At 42.7% G+C, this 16,591-nt stretch carries 12 protein-coding genes; 8 read left to right on the forward strand and 4 right to left on the reverse strand.

The genetic code is table 11. The annotated features are described in order from the left end of the window. Window positions 1-278: 278 nt before the first annotated feature. Window positions 279-503 (forward strand): hypothetical protein, encoded by a 225-nt coding sequence (locus V7K27_RS01025; RefSeq protein ID WP_334943470.1) that lies wholly within the window; start codon window positions 279-281, stop codon window positions 501-503. 20 nt (window positions 504-523) lie between these two features. Further along, window positions 524-778, forward strand: a complete 255-nt coding sequence (locus tag V7K27_RS01030) for a UPF0175 family protein (RefSeq protein WP_229452616.1) — start codon at window positions 524-526, stop codon at window positions 776-778. A gap of 142 nt (window positions 779-920) precedes the next feature. Here V7K27_RS01030 and V7K27_RS01035 read toward each other — a convergent pair whose 3' ends face one another. Continuing rightward, the gene (locus V7K27_RS01035; protein ID WP_334943472.1) at window positions 921-1,193 is read right to left on the reverse strand and encodes a hypothetical protein; all 273 of its coding nucleotides are present in this window, start codon (window positions 1,191-1,193) and stop codon (window positions 921-923) included. Between V7K27_RS01035 and hflX the strand changes: the two genes are divergently transcribed. From hflX to V7K27_RS01050, 3 genes are all read left to right on the forward strand, one after another. Next, window positions 1,078-2,793 carry a GTPase HflX gene (gene hflX / locus V7K27_RS01040; protein WP_334943672.1) on the forward strand — a complete coding sequence of 572 codons (1,716 nt, stop codon included), beginning with the start codon at window positions 1,078-1,080 and terminating at the stop codon, window positions 2,791-2,793. The genes V7K27_RS01035 and hflX overlap by 116 nt on opposite strands. Window positions 2,794-3,291: 498 nt before the next feature. Continuing rightward, window positions 3,292-4,203, forward strand: a complete 912-nt coding sequence (locus V7K27_RS01045; RefSeq protein ID WP_334943474.1) for a hypothetical protein — start codon at window positions 3,292-3,294, stop codon at window positions 4,201-4,203. A 109-nt stretch (window positions 4,204-4,312) separates the two neighbouring features. Then, entirely contained in the window at window positions 4,313-5,302 is a 990-nt protein-coding gene (locus tag V7K27_RS01050) for a hypothetical protein (protein ID WP_334943476.1), read from the forward strand. 292 nt (window positions 5,303-5,594) lie between these two features. Here V7K27_RS01050 and ychF read toward each other — a convergent pair whose 3' ends face one another. The 3 genes from ychF to yidD all read right to left on the reverse strand — a co-directional run bounded on the left by ychF (window position 5,595) and on the right by yidD (window position 7,406). Continuing rightward, the gene (ychF, locus tag V7K27_RS01055; protein ID WP_334943478.1) at window positions 5,595-6,686 is read right to left on the reverse strand and encodes a redox-regulated ATPase YchF; all 1,092 of its coding nucleotides are present in this window, start codon (window positions 6,684-6,686) and stop codon (window positions 5,595-5,597) included. 45 nt (window positions 6,687-6,731) lie between these two features. Next, window positions 6,732-6,953: a hypothetical protein gene (locus V7K27_RS01060; protein WP_334943480.1), complete on the reverse strand. Its 222-nt coding sequence runs from the start codon at window positions 6,951-6,953 to the stop codon at window positions 6,732-6,734. Between the two features lie 216 nt (window positions 6,954-7,169). Further along, window positions 7,170-7,406, reverse strand: coding sequence for a membrane protein insertion efficiency factor YidD (gene yidD, locus V7K27_RS01065; protein WP_334943482.1), 237 nt, complete (start codon window positions 7,404-7,406; stop codon window positions 7,170-7,172). Window positions 7,407-7,467: 61 nt separating this feature from the next. On the opposite strand from yidD, the gene V7K27_RS01070 reads away from it, so the two are divergent. From V7K27_RS01070 to V7K27_RS01080, 3 genes are all read left to right on the forward strand, one after another. Then, entirely contained in the window at window positions 7,468-8,169 is a 702-nt protein-coding gene (locus V7K27_RS01070) for a diacylglycerol/polyprenol kinase family protein (protein WP_334943484.1), read from the forward strand. Window positions 8,170-8,754: 585 nt separating this feature from the next. Then, window positions 8,755-10,809, forward strand: a complete 2,055-nt coding sequence (locus V7K27_RS01075; protein ID WP_334943485.1) for a non-ribosomal peptide synthetase — start codon at window positions 8,755-8,757, stop codon at window positions 10,807-10,809. Between the two features lie 3 nt (window positions 10,810-10,812). After that, the gene (locus tag V7K27_RS01080; protein WP_334943487.1) at window positions 10,813-15,753 is read left to right on the forward strand and encodes an aminotransferase class III-fold pyridoxal phosphate-dependent enzyme; all 4,941 of its coding nucleotides are present in this window, start codon (window positions 10,813-10,815) and stop codon (window positions 15,751-15,753) included. Window positions 15,754-16,591: the final 838 nt, after the last annotated feature.

The raw sequence follows: 16,591 nt of genomic DNA on the forward strand, positions 1-16,591 counted from the left end.
TGAATCCACCTCTGAACTCCGTTAACGAGTCTTTGAACTGGATGAATCCACCTCTGAACTCCGTTAACGAGTCTTTGAACTGGATGAATCCACCTTTGAACTCCGTTAACGAGTCTTTGAACTGGATGAATCCACCTTTGAACTCCGTTAACGAGTCTTTGAACTGTATTCATCTACCTCAATTCTCTATAATCTCGATTATTATAAGCATCATTGCTATATTTTTTATCTATGCCTAATAGTACTGACTTACCGACCCCCAAATTTTGCCGATGATTATGGTAAACACTCTCAAGGGAGAAGTTTATCAGCCAGGACTCAAGAAAGTTAAACGAAGTCGAAAGTCGGAAGTCGGAAGTAAGTTTTGTGACTCTTATTTAGACCCAGACCCAAAACGTTCGGCAATTGATGCTATGAAACTTAAACCCCTAAACTTTGTTAAAAGCGATGCCGATACATTACTAAATATAAAGTTAATCCATCTTATGACGACTGAAAATTAAATGCGATCATCCTAATAAAAATCATGTCACAACTTAAAATTGACTATCCAGAAACTTTACCAGATGCCTTACAGCAAACGCGAGAACAGTTTGAACAAGAAGCAAAAATGGCGATGGCAGTTAAACTATTTGAAATGAAACGCATTTCTTCTGGTTTAGCTGCACAATTAGCAGGTATAGATAGGGTAACTTTTTTACTTAATTTACACCGTTACGGTGTAGCGATGATTGATTTAACAGAAGAGGAACTTATATCTGATTTAGCGAATGCCTGAAACTTTGCATACAATACACTCTGACCTCTCTCCAAACCTCTCTCCTAAAAGGAGAGAGGCTTTGAATCTTACTCCCCAACGCTAGTAGGGAAGGGGTTGGGGGTTAGGTCTCTATTGCACACAACTAAAAACCGCGATAGCTTCAAATCAATACCCACCGCGAACTAATTGACAACGCATCCCTCAAAGGAGAGAGATAGGAGCCTAAACCCTGTTGTAAAATAGACATATAAGGATTCGGGGGGCCATTTAACTGGTCATAAACGCCTATAGAAACTATTTTTGGAAATCTCCAAGGTCTGAAGTCCAGCCAGCTGAAGCAACTACAGCGACTGTACCACCAGCGCATACCAGGCGATCGCATCACCACGCCTGACTTTTCCCAGCGTCTGGCAGCAATTAGCACAGAAGTCAATCAGCCTGTGTGCGCCTACATCAACCGTCGTGGACAAGTGATTCGCGTCGGGGTAGGCACGCCGCGTCAAACGCAAATTCCACCCCTAGAATTACCCCGTTATGGTGCAGAACGACTCAGTGGTATTCGTTGTATTGCCACCCATCTGAAGCCAGAACCGCCCAATGAATCGGCGCTCACGGCTATGGCACTACAACGCTTAGATGCCTTAGTTGTCCTAAATATTACCGGAACGGGATTTACACGGCGGGGAGGCGGTGCAACTGGGTATGTCAAAGAAGCTTATCTAGCTCATCTAACACCCCAAGAGTCTCGCACCCTGATTACTAGTCCTGCTGCTCTCAAGGTAGAGCAAAGCCAAATCCAATCCCCAAGTTGGAATATATCGCCACCTCTGGGCTTAGATGATCTGGCAGAGCAAGATTTAGTAGACTTGGTGGAAAATCTGGAAGCGGAATTCCAGCGCGAATTTATCGCCCAGGAAGTCGATGCTGACCACGATCGCGTGCTGATTGTGGGGGTGATGACCAGTGAGATAACTCCCCTACAATTCCAAGACACCCTAGTGGAATTGGCACGTTTAGTTGATACTGCCGGGGGAGACGTATTACAGACAATACAACAAAAGCGATCGCGCGTTCATCCCCAAACCGTAGTTGGCGAAGGTAAGGTGCAAGAAATTGCCCTAACTGCCCAAACACTAGGAGTCAATCTCGTTGTCTTCGACCGCGATCTCTCACCCTCCCAAGTCCGCAACTTAGAAATGCAAATTGGTATCCGGGTGGTTGACCGTACCGAAGTTATTTTGGACATCTTTGCCCAACGCGCTCAGTCCCGTGCCGGTAAGTTGCAAGTAGAACTAGCACAGCTAGAATACATGCAGCCGCGACTGGCTGGTAGAGGTCGCACAATGTCCCGATTGGGTGGTGGTATTGGGACTCGTGGCCCTGGTGAAACCAAACTGGAAACTGAACGCCGTGCCATTGGGCAGCGCATTTCCCGACTGCAAAAAGAAGTGAACCAGTTGCAGGCACATCGTTCGCGGTTACGACAGCGACGACAGCATCGAGAAGTTCCCTCAGTAGCTTTGGTTGGATATACCAACGCTGGCAAGTCCACTTTGCTGAATGCTCTCACTAACGCAGAAGTTTATACAGCCGACCAGTTATTTGCTACTCTCGATCCTACCACCCGCCGCCTAGTGATTCCTTATGGCGAAACAAATGAACATCAGGAAATTCTGATTACAGATACGGTAGGGTTTATACACGAACTGCCTGCATCGTTAATGGATGCCTTCCGCGCCACCTTGGAGGAAGTCACAGAAGCCGATGCCCTACTACATTTAGTAGATTTATCTCACCCCGCTTGGTTGCGTCATATTCGCTCAGTCAGAGAAATCTTGGCGCAAATGCCAATAACTCCTGGACCGGCGCTGGTTATTTTTAACAAGATTGATCAAGCCGATAGTGAGACACTGGCTGTAGCTAGGGAAGAATTTCCCTTAGCGGTGTTTATTTCTGCGAGTCAGCGCTTGGGATTAGAAACCCTACGTCAGCGTCTTGCCCAGCTAATTGAATACGCCGTTGACTATGGTTAAAACTTGAATAGCGAATTCCGCGTCAGCATCTTATTATTAGTTTCCTGAATTTTTAACTTTGGGGAAGGCTCAATCGCCTTCCCCTCTTCATTTCATATTCATAAAATCTCGTGGGATGTGTGGAAAAACATCAGCTTTTATCGTGAATTCAATTACCAATCTTTTATACAAATTGATTGATTACAGCAGAAATCATGTATTTGAACCACATCTGTCGTAGGGGCACAGCAATGCTGTGCCCCTACCGCGTGGTCTATTTACCTGAAAATAGCTGTAATGAAAATTATTTAAAACCCACATTCCGCACTTCAATCAGTAGTATAAAGAAAATACATTTAATCAAAATCCAAAATCATAATTTTGATACGTAAGTAACCTGATAGCTGTGAGTAAAAAAGGCTGCTTTGTTGATGCGGGTGCGAATTGCCTGGATTTGATATGATTGAGCATTCGCTAACACACTTCTCTTACCGATACTCACAGCTTGGCTAAATCAATATGCCTCGGTTTCTCAGGTTAATCATCAATATAGTAGTCTTGGGTGCATTATTACTCATATCCGAGCAAGTTTGGGCCCAAGATTGGCGTCCGGTTCGCGGTGGTATCCCTTTCGGTATCAGTGGTATGGCTTTGATAGAGCAGCAAAGCAATACGCTCGATTTTATGATTGTCCATGACAACAAACAAAAAAACCAAGGTCGTTTAGCAATCATCAGCATTAAGGGTAAAAACCAACCTGAATATTTCCCCTTGAACTGGCCAAATAACATAGAATTGCCCATCGACTTAGAAGCTTTAACATCTGTTCCAGAACAAACAAAATTCTCTTTTATCGCTTTAGCTAGTTCTGGAAAAGCTTATTACATCAGGTTAGAGCCTGCCAAGAAAACCATCTCGGTTCTTAAGGAATTCAATCTACCAGGAATTATTCAAGGAAATAATTTTGAAGCATTTGGATTACAAAATATAGACGGTAAATTAGTTGCTATTTGGGCACATCGAGGTAAAGCAGAACAACCAGCAACTATCTTTTGGGGAATGTTTGACTTGGCTAAATATCAAATTACTCTTGCAGGTTCTGCCAATCTAAAAGTACCGTTTCCATCTGGCAATGTTCGCCATATTTCAGATATTAAAGTAGACCCCGTAGGAATTGTGTACATCACCTCTGCAAGTGATGCCGGAGATGATGGTCCATTTCAGTCAGCTGTATATGTCGCTGGTTACTTGGGCTTGCATGGTAACAAAATTGCATGGCAACAAAATCCTCAATTTGTTCCCTTCTACCGCTCTAATTACCATAAAATTGAAGGTATAGAACTTGTTCCCGGTGCGGAAGGCGGTGTGGTTGTTGGTACAGATGACGAGAATTTGGGTTCTTATGTATACATTGTGGGTGGAAGTAACTGAACAGTATGTTCTTGCTGGTTTATTTGCGATCGCCTACATCTGACCAGCACACATAGAAGATTTTGTCAAGTTATTTAGTGCGATCGCAGTTTTTAAGATTTTTTATATTATGAAAAAGTGGCTCGTTTTTATTACAATTGCATTTTTATGTTTCTGTTCAACTTATGTTGTTAATGCGTCTGATCACGCCTTAATATCTTCAGATAATAGTTGTAATTTACGATTGATGAACAAGGGAGAAGGGTGTTTTCTTTACAAAGTGAAATCTGGTAATTTTTCTATTCCTATTTACTACCATTTACCTGATACATTGCAGGAAAATACTAAAGTTTTATTTGCTATGCACGGTGAAAAACGTAATGCTAAAGATTATCGAAATGATTGGAGAAAGATTTATAAATACAACAGTGATCAGCATACGAATTTTATTTTACTTGCTCCCCAGTTTGAACAAAAGTGGTTTCCAAAAGCTGTAGGGTATAATCTTGGCAATATGTTTACAGAAGATTTAAAGATTTTAAATCCTCAAAACCAATGGGCATTTACTGAAATTGAAAATATCTTTGCTTTTGTCAAAATAACCACGAAAGTAAAGGCTAATAATTACTATCTTTATGGTCACTCTGCGGGCGCACAGTTCGTACATCGAATGGTTATCTTTATGCCCCATGCACATATTCAAAAGGCTGTGGCTGCTGAGGCAGGTTCGTATACAATACCCGATGAAAATAGGGAATATCCCTGCGGTCTGAAGAAACTAACAGGAGAGCCACTATCATCTGTAGATTTGAAAAAAACATTTACCATACCAATGACAATAATTTTAGGTACAAAAGATAATAAAGTTCTACCTCCTGAACATGATTCTTATGCTTGCGATACACAGCAAGGCTCTAATCGTTTAGCTCGTGGCGAATATTTCTACACTCATGTTAAAAGTATTGTTCGTAATAGAAAAGAAGATTTTAATTGGACTCTCAAAGAAGTTACTGCTACTCACATTGTTGCAAATACCAATCCTCCGATTGAAGATCCGATGTTAGTGTCATGTGCCGCTTTGGAGTTTTTTCCTAAATTGACCTACGTTAATTGCAAATAGTTATTCAGCTTATTTAGGAAATTTTTCATCTCCCTTTTTATCAGCGATCGCAATTTGGTGTAGGTTGAAGGTTATTTGATTCTCATCTAGTCCGCCTCAGAATGAATTCTGAGTCTAATAGCACTCATTCGTCTAAAGACGACTAAGAAAAGGTTATAGATTATAGTCCGTTTTAACGGACTTTAGCTAAAAGCCAAAGAACTTCAGTTCTGGGCGGTTTCTGTCTAGAATGAAATAGCCCTGGGTGAGGTTGACCATTATCTGATTGATAACGGTCACTGATTAATTACACTTATACATTAAATCGGAACAACATTACATCCCCTTCCTGCACAACATACTCTTTCCCTTCACTGCGAACCAACCCTTTCTCCTTCGCAGCATTCATCGAACCAGTTGTTACCAAATCTTTATAAGCGACAGTTTCGGCGCGAATAAATCCCCGCTCAAAATCACTGTGGATTACACCAGCAGCTTGAGGTGCAGACATTCCCGCATTAATTGTCCAAGCGCGGGTTTCTTTGGGGCCGCAGGTGAAATATGTCCGCAAGCCTAAAAGCAAGTAAGTTGCACGAATCAATGATTTCAAACCGCCTTCTTCCACACCTAAAGAAGCGAGGAAATCAGCTTTATCTGATTCTGGTAATTCCACTAATTCCGCTTCAACTTGGGCTGAAACGATTACAACTTGGGCATTTTCTGTGGCTGCAATTTGCCGCACTTTTTCGACAAAATCATTACCAGTTGCCAACTCATCCTCAGATACATTAGCGGCGTAGATAATCGGTTTATAAGTGAGCAGTTCCAGTCCTTTAATAATTTCTGTTTCTTCTTCATTCAAGCTCACCTGACGCACCGATTTACCTTCATTTAAAGCCGCAGCTAATTTTTCCAAAACTGAGACTTCAAACTGTGCATCCTTGCTCGTACGAGCTTGTTTGCGAGTGCGGTCAATTCGCCGCTCAATTTGTGATAAATCTGATAAACCCAGTTCTATATTAATGATTTCAATATCTCGCGCTGGGTCAACAGAACCAGCAACGTGGATAATATCGTCATTCTCAAAACAACGTACCACATGGACGATCGCATCAACTTCCCGGATGTGGGACAGGAATTGATTTCCTAGTCCCTCACCTTGACTTGCACCTTTAACTAAACCAGCAATATCGACAAATTCAACCCGCGCCGGGATAACTTGTGCTGAACTGGCAATCTTAGCAAGAACATTTAACCGTTCATCCGGTACTGCGACAACGCCGACATTCGGTTCAATCGTGCAAAAAGGGAAGTTAGCTGCTTCTGCCTTGGCATTAGCAACTACAGCATTAAATAAAGTAGATTTTCCGACGTTGGGAAGTCCGACAATTCCGGCTCTTAGCATTTTGGATTTTAGATTTGGGATTTTGGATTACATTACCAAGGTAATTCAAACAGGTTCCGGTATGGTTTGGGGAATTGGTTCTGGAACTGTTTGAGGAATCGGCCCTGGAACCGTCTGAGGAATGGGAGCAGGTACTGGTTCTGGTACAGGCCCCGGTAAGGGTTGGGGAATCCCTGGCCCCGGTACAGGTTCGGGACTCGGTAGCGGGTTCGGGCCAGGAGTAGGAATTCGTGGTTCGGGTATAGAAATCGCAGTGGGATTAATCATGGTAAGTCTAAATTAAATTATTCAACCTTCCCAAACTAGATGACAACCTCAGCCGTTGACATCTCCCCAAAAGACTATACCCACCTACATCCCCTTCTAGCGGTGGTACCAACCTTCACCCACACACTTGCAGCATAGAGATATAGGGCAGCTATTCTTCCCAATGCCCAATGCCCAATGCCCAATGCCCAATGCCCAATGCCCCAGTCCTATAAACTACTGCTCCTTTATCTTTTCTACCACCTCTGGCACTGGATCGTAACCACCTGGATGAAACGGATGACAGCGCAAAATCCGCCGAGTTGCCATCCAGCTACCACGCAACACACCAAAGCGTTCAATCGCTTGAATAGCATACATCGAACAAGTTGGTTGAAAGCGACAAGTCGGGAGAAACAACGGCGAGATAAACATTCGGTAGCCCCGAATCAGCCAAATCAATAATAATTTCATTGCAGTTACCCAAATCTTATAAATTAGTAACAGGGGTAAAAATTTTCATTTTGTTGCATCTTTGTTAACTACATTTTCTGACTTCACCTCAATTCCGGTTTTATGGCTGCAAATTGCGTTGGCTGCAATCTGGGTGTTACTCATCCTCCTGATTGCATTGGTAGTAAACCGCTTCGCCGACGAGCCAGAAATCGTGCGGAAGATAGTTCATATTGGCACTGGTAATGTGATTTTAATCGCTTGGTGGCTCGATATTCCCGCCAGTGTAGGGATTACAGCTTCTATTTTAGCGAGTGCAATCACCTTATTATCCTACCGATTGCCCATTCTTCCTGGTATTAATAGCGTTGGACGCCAAAGTTTAGGGACATTTTTTTACTCTGTCAGTTTCGGTATTTTAGTTGCCTGCTTCTGGTACTTACAACAACCCCAGTACGCAGCACTAGGGATTTTGATTATGACTTGGGGAGATGGATTAGCAGCCTTAATTGGGCAACGCTTTGGTACACACAAGTATAAAGTTTTTGGGACGCAAAAAAGTTGGGAAGGCTCCCTAACGATGATGCTCGTTAGCTATGTCGTCAGTAGCTTGATTTTAGTTGGAACTCAAGGAAACAGTTGGCAAATTTGGGCGATATCGCTGATAGTGGCAGTTATTGCTACTGCTTTAGAAGCTGTTTCATTTTTGGGTATTGACAATTTAACAGTTCCTTTGGGTAGTGCAGCCCTTGCTTTCTTCTTAAGTCAGTTAGTTTTGAGTTAGTAATTGCCTTGAGTACTATTCCTAATTGAGCAAATAGAGACAGTGCCAAAAATTAATCCCTAATAATACCTTTGTTCGGCTTGGGCTGTGGCTTGTTCGTCGGGGGCAGCAGGGGTGAGTTTCTGAACCTTGCTGGCTTGATAATTAGCGATGCCTTCGGCAACGTCTTCGACGAACGCAGTAATCCGAGAATCTGTCCGACAAATTCCTCAAGAAACATGGCTTGAGCAGTTTCCCTTAAGGCTTGGCATCAGCTGCGCCCTTGGTGCCAGTATAAACCCACATCACCTCAACTTTTTCCAGTAATTCTGCACTTCATCGTGTAATACACGAAGATTTCCAGCATCTGGCTAATAGTGGTTAAAGAGCAATTACAAATCACCAATAATTCTCAGTATTAATACTTAATAATTGAGCATGATTAGGAAATTTTCTTGAATATCGATGTATTTTATCTTGAAGTGCGTAATGTCAGCTCTAAAGTTTTAATTTTCAATGAAGATGTATTGAAAATAACTACGATTTTGAGGAAATAGGTCAGAATAATAGAACTAAGAAAAAAAATATTTTTTGTCAAAATTAAATATGAAACCAATAACTGATTCATTGGCTAGAAAGAAAAATGAATTACTGCCAACTGATTGTCAAGCTTCATTATCAGAAAATAACTTCAAACGAAATAATTTAATATTACCTATCTTGAAAGAATCCGAAAAACACCTACTGACTGAGTGGAATCATACTCAAACTGATTATCCTCAACAAGCCTGTATTCATCAGTTGTTTGAAGCACAAGTAGAGCTTACGCCTGAGGCTGTAGCAGTGGTGTTTGAAGAGCAACAATTAACCTACCGTGAGTTGAATATCAAAGCCAATCAACTAGCACAATACTTACAGAATTTAGGTGTAAGGACTGATGTCCTCGTTGGCATCTGTGTAGAACGCTCTTTAGAAATGATAGTGGGATTATTGGGTATTCTCAAGGCGGGTGGAGCCTATGCCCCACTTGACCCAAATTATCCAGTTGAGCGCCTCGCTTTTATCTTAGAAGATGCTCAAGTTTCAGTGTTGCTAACGCAAGAACACTTATTAAATAATTTTCCTCAAAACCATACTCAAGTTTTATGCCTTGATTCTGACAGAGAAATCCTATCTCAATACAGTTCAGAAAACCCCACCAGTTCAGTAACATCTGAAAACCTAGCTTACATAATTTATACTTCTGGGTCTACAGGTAAGCCCAAAGGTGTATTAATTAATCACTCCAATGTTGTGCGCTTATTTAAAGCTACTGAACATTGGTATCACTTTAACCAAAATGATGTATGGACGTTGTTTCACTCCTTTGCCTTTGACTTTTCTGTGTGGGAAATTTGGGGTGCATTAATTTATGGCGGACGGTTAGTTGTAGTGCCATATTTAGTTAGCCGTTCTCCCGAAGCCTTCTATGAATTACTCTGCAAAGAAAAAGTTACAGTTCTCAATCAAACTCCTTCAGCTTTTCAACAATTAATCCACACAGAACAGACAATTGCTGATTCTGGAAACTTAACTCTACGTTGGGTAATCTTTGGTGGGGAAGCATTAGAAATTCAAAGCTTAAAGCCTTGGTTTACTCGTCACGGGTACGAGTTTCCAAGATTGGTGAATATGTACGGTATTACAGAAACTACCGTTCATGTTACCTATCGTCCAATCACAGAAGATGACTTGAGACTAGGAGTATGTAGTGTGATTGGTTGTCCAATTCCTGACTTGCAATTGTATGTGCTGGATGAGCGTAGACAGTTAGTTAACGTTGGTGTTACTGGTGAAATTTATGTTGGAGGTGCAGGTTTAGCTCGTGGCTATCTCAATCGTCCCGATTTGACTGCGAAAGCTTTTATTGCTAACCCCTTGAGTAACGATCCGAAGGCGCGGCTTTATAAAACTGGTGATTTAGCGAGATATCTACCCAATGGAGACTTAGAATATCTCGGTCGCATTGACCATCAGGTGAAGATTCGTGGCTTCCGAATTGAGCTAGGGGAAATTGAAAGAGAAATAGCTCGATATCCTGATGTTAGCGAAATTGTCGTTCTAGCTCGCCAAGAAGAAACAGATGAAAAGCAGTTAATTGCTTATGTTGTTCCTCATCAAAACAGTAGTGACACGTCCAATCAATTGCGTAGCTTCTTAAAGCAACGACTACCTGATTACATGGTCCCATCAGCTTTTGTGTTATTAGAATCAATGCCTTTGACTGTAAACGGCAAAGTAGATAGACAGAAATTGCCAGCACCAAGTAGAGAGCGTCCGCAACTTGAACAAGCGTACATTGCTCCCCAAAGCGATTTAGAGCGACTGCTGGCGGGTATTTTGTCCGATTTGCTCAAAATCGATCGCGTTGGGATTGATGATAATTTCTTTGATTTGGGAGGAACTTCAATCTCAATTCTGCAAGTTACTGCGCGAGTCCAACAGGAACTTAGTATTCAGCTACCTGCTGTGAAGCTATTTCAGTATTCAACGATTGGCTCTTTAGCAAAGTATTTGCATTCAAACCAGAACAGCCAACCGTCTTCTGACAAGCTGCAAAATCGCGCCCAACGCCAACAAGCATCTCGTACTCGTCGCCGTAATCATCAACAAAGTGTTTAAACAATGCTAAATATCCAAGCATCCGATAACCAAGATCCTATTGATGGTGTTGCCATTATTGGCATGGTAGGAAAATTTCCTGGCGCTAGAAATGTCGATGAGTTTTGGCGCAATCTGTGTGAGGGATTAGAATCAACAACTTTTTTTCAAGATGAAGAGTTAGACCCTAGTATTGACCCGAACCTTTGCAATGATCCTAGCTACGTGAAAGCTAGAGGAATCATTCCTGGGGGAGAAACCTTTGATGCTGCCTTCTTTGGCGTTAATCCTCTAGAAGCTGTAGTTATGGACCCACAGTCTAGAGTTTTCCTAGAGTTGGTTTATGAAGCCTTAGAAAATGCTGGTTATGAATCAGAGTGTTTTGAGGGTTTGATTGGTTTATATGCTGGTTGTGGTCAAAATACTTATTTTGCTAATCACATTTCTGGACGTATGGAAATTGTCGATCGCATCGGTGAATTCCAAACGATGTTAGCAAATGAAAAAGACTTTTTAACAACCCGTGCGGCTTACAAGCTCAACCTCAAAGGCCCAGCCGTCAGCGTCAATACAGCCTGTTCGACTTCTTTAGTAGCAGTCATTCAGGCTTGCCAAGCCTTAACCAACTATCAGTGCGATTTGGCTTTAGCAGGTGGTGTGTCTATGACTACACCCCAAAACAGCGGTTATGTGGCTCAAGAAGGCGGTATGCTTTCTGGGGATGGGCATTGTCGTCCTTTTGATGCCAGCGCTCAGGGCACAATGTTCAACAATGGCGCAGGAGTGGTTGTCCTCAAGCGTTTAGAAGATGCACTCAATGATGGCGATCGCATCTATGCTGTAATTCGGGGATCTGGTATCAATAATGATGGCTCTGATAAGGTGAGCTTTACGGCTCCCAGCGTAGATGGACAAGCAGAGGCGATTGCAATGGCGCAAGCTGATGCCAACTTTCACCCGGAAACCATCTCTTATATTGAAGCTCACGGTACAGCTACACCTTTAGGCGACCCGATTGAAATTGAAGCGCTGACGCAAGCATTTCGTGTGCATACAGCTGCCAAACAATTCTGCGCCATCGGCTCTCTTAAAAGCAATGTCGGACATTTAGTTGCGGCGGCTGGGGTAGCAGGGTTAATTAAAACTGCTCTCGCCCTGCACTATAAAAAGATTCCACCTAGTTTAAATTTTGAGGCTCCCAACCCCAAGATTGACTTTGCCAATAGCCCCTTTTATGTGAATACCAAACTAGCAGAATGGTTAGAAGGTGAAACTCCGCGACGAGCCGGTGTGAGTTCTTTTGGTGTCGGTGGTACTAATGCTCATATAGTCCTAGAAGAAGCGCCACAAATCCAAAGTTCAGGATCTTCGCGTCCACAGCAGCTATTGTTGCTCTCGGCAAAAACTAGTAAAGCTTTAGAGGCTGCAACAGCGAATTTGCAGCAGCATTTACAGTACAATGCCGAAATTAACTTAGCTGATGTAGCTTATACTTTACAGAGAGGGCGCAAAGCCTTCAACTACCGACGCAGTGTAGTTTGTCACGATATAACAGATGCGATCGCAGCCCTCCAATCTTTAGATCCAAATCAAGTAAATACCCGTCATATAGAAATCCGCAATCCAGCCGTTGTCTTCATGTTCCCCGGACAAGGTTCGCAATATGTGAACATGGGACTGAATCTCTACAACCGCGAACCTGTGTTTCAGGAGGTAGTAGATAAATGTGCTGAAATCCTTAAACCTTTGTTGGGCAAGGATTTACGACAAATCATCTATCCCGCACCGAGCGATGCCTACGGCGGGCTACGCCTACGCGAAACTGCGGCGATCTCTCTGCAACAAACCTGCTTTACCCAACCAGCATTGTTTGTCATTGAATACGCTTTAGCGCAACTGTGGCAAAGTTGGGGAGTCAAGCCCGAAGCCATGATTGGTCATAGCATTGGCGAATTTGTCGCCGCGTGTATAGCGGGTGTATTTACCTTAGAAGATGCGCTGATGTTGGTTGCAAATCGCGGTCGCTTAATGTGGGAGTTACCGTCAGGGGCTATGCTCTCAGTGCGCCTACCAGCGAAAGAGATAGAGCCGCGATTGAGTGCAGAACTAGCGATCGCCGCAATTAATGGCCCTTCCCTGTGTGTAGTTTCTGGCCCCACAGAGGCGATCGCGGCTCTGCAAAAACAATTAGAAACTGAAGAAGTTATCTGTCGCCATTTACACACTTCTCACGCTTTCCACTCTCCCATGATGGATAGCATCATTGACCCCTTTGCTGAGGTAGTTGGAAAGGTTAAATTATCGCCACCCCAAATTCCCTTTGTTTCCACAGTTACCGCAGACTGGATTACAGCCCAGCAAGCAACCGATCCGATGTATTGGGCTAGACATTTACGCCAGACTGTGCGATTTGCGGAAAGCATACAAACCCTATGGCAGCAGCCAGAACGTTTACTGTTAGAAGTTGGGCCGCGAATCACAACTACGACCTTAGCCCGCCAACAAGCAAAAGATATTAAACAACAGATAGCGATCGCTTCTCTCGGTGATAACGCTGAGAACGAAGCCGAATGGACGGCATTACTCAAGGCAGTAGGACAACTGTGGTTAGCAGGAATATCTATTCACTGGAACAACTTCTATAAAAGGGAAACGCGACAACGAATTCCTCTCCCTACCTATCCTTTTGAACGGCAACGGTTCTGGATTGATCCTCCACCTCATCCCAATCGCGCAGCAACTCCCAAACTTCCAAATCCGCTGTTATTAGAAAAGACCCAAACGATGACAACATTCCCTCAGCAAAAGCTCATTCCACTACTAAAAGAAATTATCGAAGAAACATCAGGATTGGAAATCGCTAGTATTGACAACTCGACAACGTTTTTAGAAATGGGATTAGATTCCTTATCTCTAACGCAAGTCGGGTTAGCTTTGAAGAAAAAATTTAAAGTCAAGGTAACACTTAGGCACTTACTAGAAATTTCCCCGAATTTAGTAACGCTAGCTGACTTGATCAATCAAGCCTTGTCTCCCGAAACTTTATCCGCATTAGGATTAATAGAAACCGTCGCAGAACCAACTCCAGAAATACCATTGCCAACACCTGCAACCACATCACCCACTTTAGTAGTGCATGAAGTTCATACAAATGGATCTGCACCTCAGATTTCCCCCCAACCTGCTGCATCTAGTTTCCTAGAAAGTGTGATTAATCAGCAGCTACAAATCATGAGCCAGCAATTGGCTCTATTGGGTAACAACAGTCAATCTATAACAATTCCAGTTGTAGCTGCGGCGACATCTCAAAATAATCATGTCAAGCCACAAAAGGCTGTATTTATCCCAGTTACTCAAACGAGCAAAGAATCACAAGCATCGGTAGAAACGGATTCAAATGGTGCTAAAAAGGCATTTGGTGCGGCTGCTCGAATTGAAAAGACCCAGACTAAAACTCTGACAGCACAACAACGCACTCATCTAGACAAAATTATCCAAAGATATACACAACGGACTCAAAAATCCAAAGAATATACTCAATATCATCGCCCTTATTTGGCAGACCCAAGAACTGTTTCTGGGTTTAATCCGATCATGAAAGAGATGGTTTACCCCATTGTGGTGTCTCGTTCATCAGGTTCTAAACTCTGGGATCTTGATGGCAATGAATATGTTGATTTAAGCAATGGTTTTGGCTTGAATTTGTTTGGTTGGTCGCCACCTTTCATTACTGAAGCAATTGAAGCACAACTGAAACTCGGCATGGAAATTGGTCCCCAGACTCCCTTAGTTGGAGAAGTGGCGCGGCTAATGTGTGAGTTGACCAACTTTGACCGAGCAGCCTTTTGCAACACAGGTTCAGAAGCGGTTCTGGGAGCGATGCGGATGGCACGTACCATCTCAGGGCGTAACTTAATCGCCATCTTTTCTGGAGCTTATCACGGTATTTTGGATGAAGTAATTGTTCGGGGTACAAAGAAACTCCGGTCAATTCCAGCTGCTCCTGGTATCCCACCCGAAATGGTAGAGAACATTTTGGTACTGGACTATGATTCGCCTGAGTCTCTAGAAATCCTCAGAAATCGGGCTGATGAGTTAGCAGCAGTGATGGTGGAATCTGTGCAAAGCCGTCGCCCTGAATATCAGCCCAAAGAATTCCTTCAGAAATTGCGTGATTTCACTGAGGAAGCTGGTATTGCCCTGATTTTTGATGAAATCGTTACCGGATTTAGAATTCATCCAGGTGGCGCTCAAGGGCATTTTGGTATAAAGGCAGACATAGCAACCTACGGCAAGATTGTGGGCGGAGGGCTACCAATTGGAGTCATTGCTGGCAAATCACAATATATGGATGCTCTAGATGGTGGGTTTTGGCAGTTTGGGGATGACTCCGTTCCAGAGGTAGGCGTGACTTACTTTGCTGGTACCTTCGTCCGCCATCCTCTAGCACTCGCAGCAGCGAAAGCAGTACTTCAGCATTTGCTCGATTGTGGTCCGAGCTTGCAGCAAAATCTCAATGCAAGAACCGATAAGTTTGTAGCAGAACTCATGGGCTATTTCCAGCAAGTTCAAGCACCATTCACAGCTTATAATTTCGGCTCCATGTTCATGGTGAAGTCTTTACCAGAGTTCGCCTACGGGGATTTACTGTTTTACTTGCTACGGGATAAGGGAGTGCATATTTGGGATCACCGTCCTTGCTTCTTGACCACAGCACATTCCGAAGCCGACTTGGACTTAGCAATGGCAGCCTTTAAGGAGACTATTGCCGAAATGCAGTCTGCTGGCTTCTTGTCTGCGCCATCTATAGAAGTAACAAATTGCGAAGTTACCAATAACAGCCTACGTAATCGCCCTCCGCAAACTGATGCCAAATTAGGACGAGATCCTCAAGGGAACCCTGCCTGGTATATTCCCGATACCGAGCGACCTGGGAAATATTTACAAGTTGCCAGTGTTTCCTGAAGTGTTTTGAAACAGCAATTTTTTCGATCAAGTAGCAAAAAATTTTCCGACATTAAGCAGGACTTACGCACTAAAAACTTGAAACCTCGATCCCCCCTAACCACCCTTAAAAAGCAGGGTGGTTTCATACGAAAAAAGAAAAATACATAAGTCTTGATTTCTGGTTTTGTAGCATGGATTTTTACCCCGCTTCCATTCCTCTCCCCCACGGGGGGAGAGGCTTTGAAACCCAGTTTTGGTTTTTCTCTGCTTGTATGAAACCACCCTGCCCTAACCCCCCTTAAAAAGGGGGAAACTCAAAAGCCCCCTTTTTAAGGGGGTTGGGGGATCTCTTGCGCGTAAGTCCTATTAAGGTTTTGATCTTGTGTTTTGGTCAAATCAAACTGACCAAAACATAAGTAACTAGTTAAAAGTCTATCCAGAAAAGGAGCATAAGCATTATACAAATAATAGCAAAATAGTTGAATTATACTCATGATTAAAACCAAAAATATCAATTTATAAATACATCAAATTGCTCACTTTTCTGCGCGGTATTGCAGCCTTAGTTGTTGTTGTGCATCATTTTTTTTATTCAATTTCTATAGCTCATTGTTTTTTTCAAGAATTGTTAAAAATATTCTGGTTTTATAATTTTCACGATGTTTTTGGCAAAAGTTTCACAGAACATGAAGCATTGACATCTCTAGGAGTATTTCTTATGATTGTATTATTGGCTGCATCATTGACATATAGATTTGTAGAAGTTCCTATGCGTAATTATTTCAAGTCTATAATTTTTAGTAAAAAATGTATTTAACGTCAATAGTTTGTCAAGAAAGATTGAAATTTATCCACA

Source organism: Nostoc sp. (assembly GCF_036919575.1).
In the GTDB taxonomy this organism is placed as follows: Bacteria; Cyanobacteriota; Cyanobacteriia; order Cyanobacteriales; family Nostocaceae; genus Nostoc.